Origin of the sequence: Nonomuraea lactucae (assembly GCF_003313395.1) — a bacterium.
GTDB lineage: Bacteria > Actinomycetota > Actinomycetes > Streptosporangiales > Streptosporangiaceae > Nonomuraea > Nonomuraea lactucae.
Genome location: NZ_QNFZ01000234.1, coordinates 1 through 9,596, shown reverse-complemented (window position 1 = coordinate 9,596; position 9,596 = coordinate 1). Strand labels below are relative to the sequence as shown.

The 9,596-nt window shown below is 71.2% G+C and carries 10 protein-coding genes and 1 pseudogene; 6 read left to right on the top strand and 5 right to left on the bottom strand.

From position 1 onward, the window contains the following. Positions 1-551, bottom strand: a pseudogene (locus DQW85_RS14560) (hypothetical protein); the annotation flags it as partial. A 59-nt stretch (positions 552-610) separates the two neighbouring features. Here DQW85_RS14560 and DQW85_RS14555 point away from each other — a divergent pair. Genes DQW85_RS14555 through serS form a run of 4 tightly spaced genes read left to right on the top strand, consistent with a single transcriptional unit; the run spans position 611 to position 4,503 of the window. Next, positions 611-1,849 (top strand): glycosyltransferase 87 family protein, encoded by a 1,239-nt coding sequence (locus DQW85_RS14555; RefSeq protein ID WP_240197178.1) that lies wholly within the window; start codon positions 611-613, stop codon positions 1,847-1,849. Between the two features lies 1 nt (position 1,850). Next, a complete protein-coding gene (locus DQW85_RS14550) occupies positions 1,851-2,300 on the top strand; it encodes a DUF4446 family protein (protein WP_240197177.1) in 450 nt (149 codons plus the stop codon). Beyond that, positions 2,279-3,199, top strand: a complete 921-nt coding sequence (pheA, locus tag DQW85_RS14545) for a prephenate dehydratase (protein ID WP_113700841.1) — start codon at positions 2,279-2,281, stop codon at positions 3,197-3,199. Before DQW85_RS14550 ends, pheA begins: the two co-directional genes overlap by 22 nt. A gap of 41 nt (positions 3,200-3,240) precedes the next feature. Beyond that, positions 3,241-4,503, top strand: coding sequence for a serine--tRNA ligase (gene serS, locus DQW85_RS14540; protein ID WP_113700840.1), 1,263 nt, complete (start codon positions 3,241-3,243; stop codon positions 4,501-4,503). Here the strand turns inward: serS and DQW85_RS14535 are convergent. Next, on the bottom strand, positions 4,467-5,909 hold the full coding sequence (locus DQW85_RS14535) for a WD40/YVTN/BNR-like repeat-containing protein (RefSeq protein WP_113700839.1): 1,443 nt from the start codon (positions 5,907-5,909) through the stop codon (positions 4,467-4,469). The two genes, serS and DQW85_RS14535, sit on opposite strands and share 37 nt — an antisense overlap. A 167-nt stretch (positions 5,910-6,076) precedes the next feature. Then, positions 6,077-6,280: a cold-shock protein gene (locus DQW85_RS14530; RefSeq protein WP_043619750.1), complete on the bottom strand. Its 204-nt coding sequence runs from the start codon at positions 6,278-6,280 to the stop codon at positions 6,077-6,079. 250 nt (positions 6,281-6,530) lie between these two features. On the opposite strand from DQW85_RS14530, the gene DQW85_RS14525 reads away from it, so the two are divergent. Further along, positions 6,531-7,310 (top strand): HAD family hydrolase, encoded by a 780-nt coding sequence (locus DQW85_RS14525; RefSeq protein WP_198654216.1) that lies wholly within the window; start codon positions 6,531-6,533, stop codon positions 7,308-7,310. Between the two features lie 16 nt (positions 7,311-7,326). Here the strand turns inward: DQW85_RS14525 and DQW85_RS14520 are convergent, their stop codons facing one another. Continuing rightward, positions 7,327-7,830 carry a bacterial proteasome activator family protein gene (locus DQW85_RS14520; RefSeq protein WP_109524902.1) on the bottom strand — a complete coding sequence of 168 codons (504 nt, stop codon included), beginning with the start codon at positions 7,828-7,830 and terminating at the stop codon, positions 7,327-7,329. A 5-nt stretch (positions 7,831-7,835) separates the two neighbouring features. Then, positions 7,836-8,792: an NAD(P)H-quinone oxidoreductase gene (locus tag DQW85_RS14515; RefSeq protein WP_113700838.1), complete on the bottom strand. Its 957-nt coding sequence runs from the start codon at positions 8,790-8,792 to the stop codon at positions 7,836-7,838. 113 nt (positions 8,793-8,905) lie between these two features. On the opposite strand from DQW85_RS14515, the gene DQW85_RS14510 reads away from it, so the two are divergent. Continuing rightward, the coding region (locus DQW85_RS14510) for a hypothetical protein (RefSeq protein ID WP_205315129.1) at positions 8,906-9,596 on the top strand (691 nt) is incomplete at its 3' end.

The following is a 9,596-nucleotide window of genomic DNA, read 5'->3' as shown; positions in this document are numbered from 1 at the left end:
GCCACCCGGCCGCCCGCTCCGGCGACCAGGCGGCCGAGGGTGCCGGGCCGGGCGTCGTAGCCGGTCGTCGCCTGGTGCGTGACGAGCTGAGCCCAGCCGGGAACGGTGGCGCCATCGCCGTCGGGCCTGGGGGCGGGGGCCGGGGGGCAGCCTCTGCCGGCCGTACCTGCCCGCTGGCCCGCCGAGACGGTGAGCCAGCCGGCGACGGGGCAGGTGATGCCGCGGTCGGGAGGCGGCACGGCCCGCGTCGAGATGGAGGCGGAGGCGCCCTGGGCGACGAGCTTCCACAGGTTGGGGGTGCGGGAACGGTCGAGGTCGCTCCATTCCAGCCCCGGAACACCGATGAGAGCCACCCGGCCGCCGATGCCGCCACCGGCGGTGAGGGCGCGGGCGGTCCCGATGGGCGCGTGGGCGGTGCCTGTGAGCGCGTGGGCGGCGCCGGGGAGGGCGAGGCAGGCCAGCGTCACGACCAGCAGCGTGACCGCGCCTGCCCAGGCCGCGAAACGGCCGGTCGGAGGGCGTGCGGGCACGCTGAAGGTGGCATGCGGCATGTGCGGACCCCCGGGTGTGTGCGCCTCGATCGACACCAGCCACGGTAACGTGCCACACCGTGACAGGTGGCGTGGTGCCGTCGTTCCGGCGGCGATGGTGGGCGTGGGCGCTCGCGGTGCTGGTCGTCGCGGCGGCCGTGGCCCCGCTGGTCCAGCACTGGCTGACGAACCCCGACGACCAGCGCCTCGTCGACCTCGACGTCTACCGCACCGGCGGGCAGATGCTGCTCGACGGCCGCCCGGTCTACGGGTTCGTCACGCCCGCGCCCCAGTTGCTCCCCTTCACCTACCCGCCGATCGCGGCGATGCTCGCCACGCTCCTCGCGAAGATGTCGTGGGACACCGCCCAGTGGGTGTGGACGGCCGGGATCTTCGTGGCCCTCGCCGTGACCGTGGGCTTCTCGTTCCGTGAGGCGCTGCGCGGTGAGGCGGTGCGCAGGCACGCGCCGTGGGTGTTCGCGTTCCTGATGGTGGCGTGCGCGTACCTGATGCCGATCCGCGACCAGGTCAGGTTCGGGCAGGTGGACATCCTGCTCGTGGCGCTGTGCCTGGCCGACTGCGCCGCGAGGCGGCCGTGGTGGCCGCGGGGGTTCCTGATCGGGCTGGCGACCGCGGTGAAGCTCACCCCCGGTGTCTTCCTGGTCTACCTGCTGGTGACGCGACAGTGGCGGACCTTCTCCATGGCGGCGTTCACGGCGGCGCTGCTCACGCTGCTGCCGTTCGCGGTGATCCCGCGGGACGCCGCCGGCTTCTGGTTCTCGGCGCTGCTCGACCCTCAGCGGGTCGGCGCGAACACCGCCACCACCAACCAGTCCATCCGCGGCATGCTCATGCGCCTCTACCTGCCTGACACGCTGACGTCGGTGCTCTGGCTGGCCCTGGTGGCGGTGGTCGCCTGGTACGGCTTCCGCGGGGCCCGCGACGCGTACCGGGCGCACGACACGATCACCGCGACCGCGCTGGTCGGGCTGATGGCGGTGCTGCTGTCGCCGGTCGCGTGGATCCACCACCTGGCCTGGGTCGTCGTGGTGCTGGGCGCCGTCGTGGGCGACGGGCGCGACCCGGTCAGGCTGCGGGTGGCCGTGGGCGTGTGGCTCTACTACGTGGTGCCGATCCCCTGGTGGGGGGTGTCGCTGAAGGCCGCGGACATCCCCGTGGTCAGCCTCGTGCTCGGCAAGATCGTCCAGAACGGCTACGGGCTGGGCGCGCTGGCCCTCGTCTGGCTGCTGGCGCACTGGCTCCCGAAATGGCGTGACGAAAGCGTTCCCCGCCCCATGGCCGGGCATTACGCTCTGTAGCGTGCTGATTGCCGTATGGATGTGCGCGCTCGCCGGGTGCTGCGCCGCGCTCATCGGCCTGCTGGCGCTCAGGCGGGCGAGAGCCGAGATCGACGACTGTCGCATGCTGCTGGCCCGCGCGGCGAGCGGCGCCGGCGACCTCAAGGCCATCCGCGACGTGGCCGTCTGCCGTTACGACGCGCTCGAGGAGATGACCGGCCGGCTGTCGTTCTCCGTCGCGATGATCAACGCACTGGGCGACGGCATCGTGCTGACCTCCATCAACGGCCGTTCCGAGACCCGCACCTACGTGCGGGCCGTGACGAGCGGCCGGGGCGAGCATCCACTTGCGCCCGAAGAGGAGGAGGCCGTGCGCGCGGCCCGGCTCGGTCTGGGCCCCTTGGTGACAAAGGCGCGCGCACCGCGACAACCTGCGGATACTCTGTATCCATGCCCAGACTCGCCTACCTAGGACCACAGGGCACCTTCACCGAGGAGGCCCTGCGGCTCCTGGAGCCCGACGCCGAGCGCCTTCCCTGCGCCAACGTCACCGCCGCTCTCGCCGCCGCGCGCGGCGGCGAGGCCGACGGCGCCGTGGTTCCGCTGGAAAACTCCGTCGAGGGCGCGATCACCACGACCCTCGACGAGTTCGCCTGGGGCGAGCCGCTGCTGATCACCGCCGAGCTGCTGCTGCCGGTGCGCTTCTCGCTGCTGGCCCGGCCCGACACCGAGATCCCGCACATCAAGCGGGTCTACACCCACCCGGCGGCCATCACGCAGTGCCGCGCCTTCATCTCCCGGGAGCTGCCCGACGCGGTGGTGGTGGCCGCGCCCTCCACGGCCGCGGCGGCCCAGGAGGTGTCGCTGCCGGGCTCGCCGTACGACGCGGCGATCGGCGCGCGCATCGCAGGCGAGCACTACGGGCTGATCGAGCTGGCCGGAGACATCGGCGACCGCTCCGACACGGTGACCAGGTTCGTCAAGGTGGGCCGCCCCGGCCCGCTGCCCGAGCCGACCGGCTCCGACCGCACCACGCTCGTGGTCTTCCTGGCCGACGACCACCCGGGCGCGCTGCTGGAGATGCTGACGGAGTTCGCGGTGCGCGGCGTCAACCTGACGCGCATCGAGTCGCGGCCCACGGGCGACGGCATCGGCCGCTACTTCTTCCACTTCGACTTCGAGGGGCACGTCGCCGACGCGCGCGTCGGCGAGGCCATCTCGGGGCTCCACCGCATCTGCGGCGACGTGCGCTTCCTCGGCAGCTACCCGCGTGCCGACGGCGTCGCGCCCCAGATCAAGAGGGGCACGTCCGACCCCGAGTTCGCCGAGGCGGCCGACTGGCTCGCCCGTGTCCGCGCCGGGAAGGCCTAATCCGGAGGCCATCACCGGTCGCGCACCGGTAGCCTTTTCTTGTGATTGACCTGCGTACCCTTCGTGAGGACCCCGACCGGCTCCGGGCATCGCAGCGTGCCCGCGGCGAGGACGACTCCGTCGTCGACAAGCTGCTCGACCTGGACGAGCGCCGCCGCTCCGCGCTGACCAGGTTCGAGTCCCTGCGCGCCGAGCAGAAGAGTCTGGGCAAGACGGTCTCCAAGGCGCAGGGCGAGGAGAAGTCGGCGCTGCTGGCCCGGGCCAAGGAGCTCGCGGGCGAGGTCAAGGCCGCCGAGGCGGAGGCGGAGCGGCTCGGCGCCGAGCTCGACGAGCTCCTGCAGACGGTGCCCAACATCGTCGAGGAGGGCGCGCCCCACGGCGGCGAGGACGACTACGTGGTGCTGGAGACGCACGGCGAGCCGCGTGAGTTCGACTTCGAGCCCAAGGACCACCTGGAGATCGGCGAGCTGCTCGACGCCATCGACATGGAGCGGGGCGCCAAGGTGTCCGGCTCGCGGTTCTTCTTCCTCAAGGGCGTCGGCGCGCGGCTGCAGCTGGGGCTGCTCAACATGGCCATGCAGCAGGCGATCGAGCACGGGTTCGTACCCATGATCACTCCGGTGCTGGTCAAGCCCGAGACCATGCAGGGCACGGGCTTCCACGTGGCCCACGACAAGGAGATCTACCGCCTGCCGGACGACGACCTCTACCTGGTCGGCACCTCGGAGGTTTCGCTGGCGGGCTACCACGCCCAGGAGATCCTCGCCGCCGACCGGCTTCCGCTGCGCTACGCGGGCTGGTCGTCGTGCTTCCGGCGCGAGGCCGGCTCGTACGGCAAGGACACCAGGGGCATCATCCGCGTCCACCAGTTCGACAAGGTGGAGATGTTCTCCTACTGCCGCCCCGAGGAGGCGCGGGAGGAGCACCGGCGGCTGCTGGCCTGGGAGAAGCAGATGCTGTCCGCCATCGAGGTCCCCTACCGGATCATCGACACGGCCGCGGGCGACCTCGGCATGTCGGCGGCCCGCAAGTTCGACTGCGAGGCGTGGATACCGAGCCAGGGCCGCTATCGCGAGCTGACCTCGACCTCCAACTGCACCGAGTTCCAGTCGCGCAGGCTCGGCGTCCGCTACCGCGACAAGGACGGCAAGCCGCAGCACGTGGCCACGCTCAACGGCACGCTGGCCACCACCCGCTGGATCGTCGCCATCCTGGAGAACCACCAGCGGGCCGACGGTTCGGTGGTGGTTCCCGAGGCGCTGCGCCCCTACGTGGGCCTGGACGTGCTGGAGCCGCCCAAGTAGTCCGGCCCGCCCGAGTAGTCCGGCCCGCCCAGGGCTCTGCGGGCGTCGCGCCTCAGGAGCGCGGCGCCCGCCCCCACCACGGCCAGGGTCATCACGACGGCCGCGGCCAGCGCGACGCCGTACGAGTCGGGCACGCCCCACACCCAGCCGAGGAAGGGCAGGTACACGGCGCCGTAGACAAGCGGAGCCGACCCCAGCCCGACGAGCGCGGCGCCGCCCCGGACACCGCCCGCGGCGGCGAGGACGACGCACGCCAGGGTCGCCAGCAGCCCCACAGAGCCGCCCACGAACAGCAGCCGATCGTCCAGCCCTTCGAGCAGCACGTAGAGCAGCCCTCCTGACGCGAGCACAGCGGAGATCGTGTAGGCCGTGTGCAGCCGCCGCAGTCCCGCTCCGAAGGCGCCCAGCAGCACGGAGACCGCCAGGACGAGGGCGACCGTCCGTTCGGTCTCCAGCGGCTCGCCGGGACGGTCGGTCTCCAACGGCTCGCCGGCGGTCTCCGGCGGCCGGCCGGAACGGTCGGTCCCCGGCGGATCCACGGGAGCGGCGGCGCTCATGTCCGGCCAGCCCAGCAGCCGCCACTCGCCTGACACCTCGCGCACCAGGATCCCGCCGGACCCGTTGGCGACGACCACGAGGTGCCCTCCCGGCCGGACCTGTACGGCCAGCGACCGCGCGCGCAGGTCGGCCGGGTCGTCGCCCGGATACTGCCTGGCCCGCCGGTCGCGTCCGCGCTCGGACACCTTCCAGGACCAGCGCCAGGTCTTCCCGCCGTCGTCGGACTCGGCCACGGCCGGCCCGCCGATCACCCGGTAGCACCGCTCGGGCAGGCCGGGCACGCACGCGGCGGTCTGCGGCGGCCGATTCCGCGCCGGACGCCGGTCGGACCAGGTGACCCCGCCGTCCTCGGAGGCCAGGGCGGTCGTCTCGCCCGTGGTGACGACGATCCGCGGGCCGTCCACGTAGACGGCATGGGCGACGGGAGACGTCGGCGGCGCGGCGGAGGTGGCCACCACGGCCAGCAGGGCGGGCGGCCCCACGACCAGGAGCCGCCACCGCGGGGCGTCCGTCTCCAGGCTTCGCCGCCGTACCCACCAGGCGAGGGCGAGCGCGGGAAGGGCCAGCAAGTCCGTGGGATCGGCCAGGACGCGCGACGGGCCCGCCACGAGGGTCCAGAGGTGGGAGGCGGCCTCGGCACCCGTCTCCGCCGTCTTGACGAGCGTGAAGAGGGCTCCCGTCAGCAGGGTGGCCGGTAGGTCGGCCCGTCCGAGGAAGAGCAGCGCCAGCAGGGGCGGCGCCACGACGAGCCCCGCGACGTCACTCAGCTTGCCGGTGACGAACCCCGGGTGAGCCTGCTTGAGCAGGTGGTCGTTGAGGAGAAGGACGACGACCGCGACCATGGTCACGGGGTGACACAACCACGCGTACCTCATGCACGGGTCGACGACGCGCGGGGCCCGCTGGTTCGACCCCGTCCGTGAGTTGAGTCACACCTGTGACCCTCGTGGGCGCCAGGAACGCGAAAGACCGGGGTTCGCTGGAAGCGAACCCCGGTCCAACTCGCTGCTACAGGTCAGATGGCACGGACCTGGGAGGCCTGCGGCCCCTTCTGGCCCTGCGTGATCTCGAACTCGACCCGCTGGCCGTCTTCAAGGCTGCGGTAGCCGTTGCCGACGATCTCGGAGAAGTGCACGAACACGTCCGGCGCACCGCCGTCCGGGGCGATGAAGCCGAAGCCCTTCTCGGCGTTGAACCACTTGACGGTTCCCTGAGCCATAAAAGCTCTCCCTCAGGATGTGAATCTATGGGACCCGCACCTCGCGAGTCCCGGTGTGTCGTACAGCAAGCACCCGGGGTGGCTCAGACAAAGTCATGCTGGTTTTCACTACGGGATCAGCTAATACAACGCCATCACATCTAACACCATTCTGGGGCGTCAGTGTTCCCGTCCGTCGGAAGATTTCTGGTCGGGGGCATCACCAGGCAAACTAGAACCTGTTATGCAGAGCCTTCCCTCGCCCCGTCTGGTGGCCACCGACCTCGACGGCACCGCCTTGCGCACCGACGGAACCGTCTCTCCACGAACGGCCGCGGCGTTCGCGAAGGTCGAGGAGGCGGGAGCCATGCTCGTCTTCGTGACCGGACGACCACCCAGATGGATGAGCGGCGTGGCGGGAGTCACGCGTCACCGCGGCTTGGCCATCTGTGCTAACGGAGCGTTGATCTACGATCTACATACCGAAAGGATAGTTGAATCTCACCTTATCTCCGCCGAGGTGCTCTGCGAAGTCGTCGCTCAGCTAAGAGCGAACGTGCCCGAGCTCGCTTTTTCGGTCGAGTATGAGGGGGGATTTGCGCATGAGTCCGATTTCCCTCTCGGCGGCTGGGACAGCAAGGCCGTGGGCGGGCTCCGCGTGGGCGCCAGCACGCTCACCTCGCGGCCCTGCGCCAAGCTGCTGGCCCTGCACCCCCGCATGGACCCCGACAGCCTCCACGCGGCCGTGCACGAGCTCGTGGGGCATCTGGTGACCGCCACGCACTCCAGCGGCAGGGGCCTCATCGAGATGAGCGCGCACGGCGTGACGAAGGCCACGGCCCTGGCCGTGCTGGCCGGACGGCACGAGATCAAGCCGTCACAGGTGGTGGCGTTCGGCGACATGCCCAACGACCTGCCCATGCTGAGTTGGGCAGGCACGTCGTACGCGGTCGCGAACGCCCACCCGGACGTGCTGGCCGCGGTCGATCACGTGACGGCCGCCAACAACCAGGACGGCGTCGCGCGAGTGCTCGAAGAGCTCTTCGGATAGAGCCCTCCAGGCCGTCTCAGAGGTAGGGGCCCGACCGCTGCTGCTCGTCGCCGTGCGGCACGCCGGGAAGCGCCCGGCGCATCTGCTCGAGCTGCGCGCGGGCGGCCATCTGCTGCGCGAACAGCGTCGTCTGGATCCCGTGGAACAGCCCTTCGAGCCAACCGACCAGCTGGGCGTGGGCGATGCGCAACTCGGCCTCGCTCGGCGGCGTGCCGTTGTCATCGGTGAACGGCAGCGACAGCCGCTCCAACTCGTCGACCAGCTCCGGCGCCAGACCGTCCTCCAGCTCCTTGATGGAGGACTCGTGGATCTCCTTCAGGCGCTTACGGCTGGCCTCGTCGAGGGGAGCCGCGCGGACCTCCTCCAGGAGCTGCCTGATCATGCTGCCGATGCGCATCACCTTGGCGGGCTGTTCGACCAGGTTGGTGACCGATCGCTCGTCCTCGCCGCTATCGCCCTTCCCCTGGAAGTCAGGGCCGACCACCACGATGTGGGAGGGGTTGTTGTCCTCAGCATTCATATGTCTCACCGTACTAGCAGGATCTTGCCGATGTGTTCCCCGGCATCCAACGTCCGGTGCGCCTCCGAGGCCTGTGACATCGGCACTTCCGCGTACACCACCGGACGCACCGCCCCCGCGGCCACCAGCGGCCACACGTTCTCCACGACGCTGCGCACGATCGCGCCCTTCTCCTCGACTGGGCGGTTGCGCAGCGTCGTGCCGTGGACGGACGCGCGCTTGGCGAGCAGGGCGCCCAGGTCCAGCTCGGCCCGGGCGCCGCCCTGCAAGCCGATGATCACCAGACGCCCGCCCGTGTTGAGCACCCGGACGTTCCCGTCCAGGTATCTCGCGCCGATGATGTCGAGGATCACGTCGGCGCGCGCCTTCTCGGTGAAGTCCTCCTCGCGATGGTTGACGACCTCGTCGGCGCCCAGCTCCCTGAGAGGCTGGATCTTCGCCGCCGACCCGGCCGTCGTCACCACCCGCGAGCCGAGCGCCTTGGCCAGCTGGACCGCGAACGTGCCGATGCCGCTCGCCCCGCCGTGGACCAGCAGCGTCTCGCCCCGGCGCAGCCTCGCCAGCATGAACACGTTGGACCACACCGTGCACGCCACCTCCGGCAGCGCCGCCGCGCGCACCAGTGACACGCCTTCGGGCACCGGCATCACCTGCTGCCACGGCACGGCCACCCGCTCGGCGTAGCCGCCTCCGGCCAGCAGCGCGCAGACCTCGTCACCGGCCCGGAACCCCTCGACGTCCGAGCCGACCTCCGCCACCACGCCGGAGACCTCCAGCCCCGGGTACGGCGGCGCGCCGGGCGGCGGGTCGTAGAAACCCCTCCGCTGGTGGACATCCGCCCTGTTGACCCCGGCCGCGGTTACCTCGACGAGGACTTCCCCCTGGTCGGGACGCGGATCTGGCACCTCGCGCCACTCCAGGACCTCGGGTTCGCCGGGACGGGTGATGACGATCGCTCGCATGCAACCACCGTAGCTGGGCAAAGAAGTTGTGGGTTGACTGCGTTCAAGAGAACACATGCCGTTAATCTGCAACATGTTTGCTGCCCCTTTAGACCCACCCGAGGGGGAACACGGTGGCAAGACACGATCGCGAAGAATCGCTCGAGGAACAGCTGGCCTGGCTGGATGCGATCAAGGAGACCGAAGAGGCTCCTCTCAAGGTCAGCTCCCCGGCCCCCTCAGCGGACGAGCCGGTCGCCTCGCCATACCCCAAGGACCCGTGGCTGTCGGTCCCGTCCCAGCAGGACACGCCGACCCCGCCGCTGTTCCGCGCCGCGGTCGACTCCGTGTACGGCTCGCAGGCGGCGGAGCGGCTTCCCGACGGGGAGAGCGAGGCGGCCGAGTGGCTGGAGTCGGCGACCGCCAAGGACGAGGCCGCGCCGGACGGGCCGCCCGAGAGCCTGGGCCGCACCGAGAGCCTGGGCCGCAGCGACAGCCTGGGTGGCGCCGACAGCCCGGGCCGTGCCGACGACGCGTTCCTCGCGCCGCTCAAGCCGCTGCCCAGGCCGGACGACACCGATCCGTACTCGCTGTCGTTCCCGGGCGCCTATCACGGGGCGGACACGCTGCCTCGGGTGGAGCCGCAAGGGGACGTGGCGCCGGACCCTCTCCGGGCGGACCCTCTCCGGGCGGACCGGGTCCAGCCGGAGAGGGCGCGGCAGGAGAGGAACAAGTGGCCGGAGCCGCCCGAGTGGCCCCGGCCGCCCGAGGCGCTCGACGAGCCGCGCCCGGCGGACGGTCAGCGCCCGCTCGACGAGGCGCGCC

What these genes read in the sequence shown, in the direction of transcription:
- pheA (WP_113700841.1), top strand. Translation starts at nt 2,279, where the DNA reads ATGCCCAGACTCGCCTACCTAGGACCACAGGGCACCTTCACCGAGGAG.
- DQW85_RS14530 (WP_043619750.1), bottom strand. Translation starts at nt 6,280, where the DNA reads ATGGCTCAGGGAACCGTCAAGTGGTTCAACGCCGAGAAGGGCTTCGGC.
- DQW85_RS14520 (WP_109524902.1), bottom strand. Translation starts at nt 7,830, where the DNA reads ATGAATGCTGAGGACAACAACCCCTCCCACATCGTGGTGGTCGGCCCT.
- DQW85_RS14515 (WP_113700838.1), bottom strand. Translation starts at nt 8,792, where the DNA reads ATGCGAGCGATCGTCATCACCCGTCCCGGCGAACCCGAGGTCCTGGAG.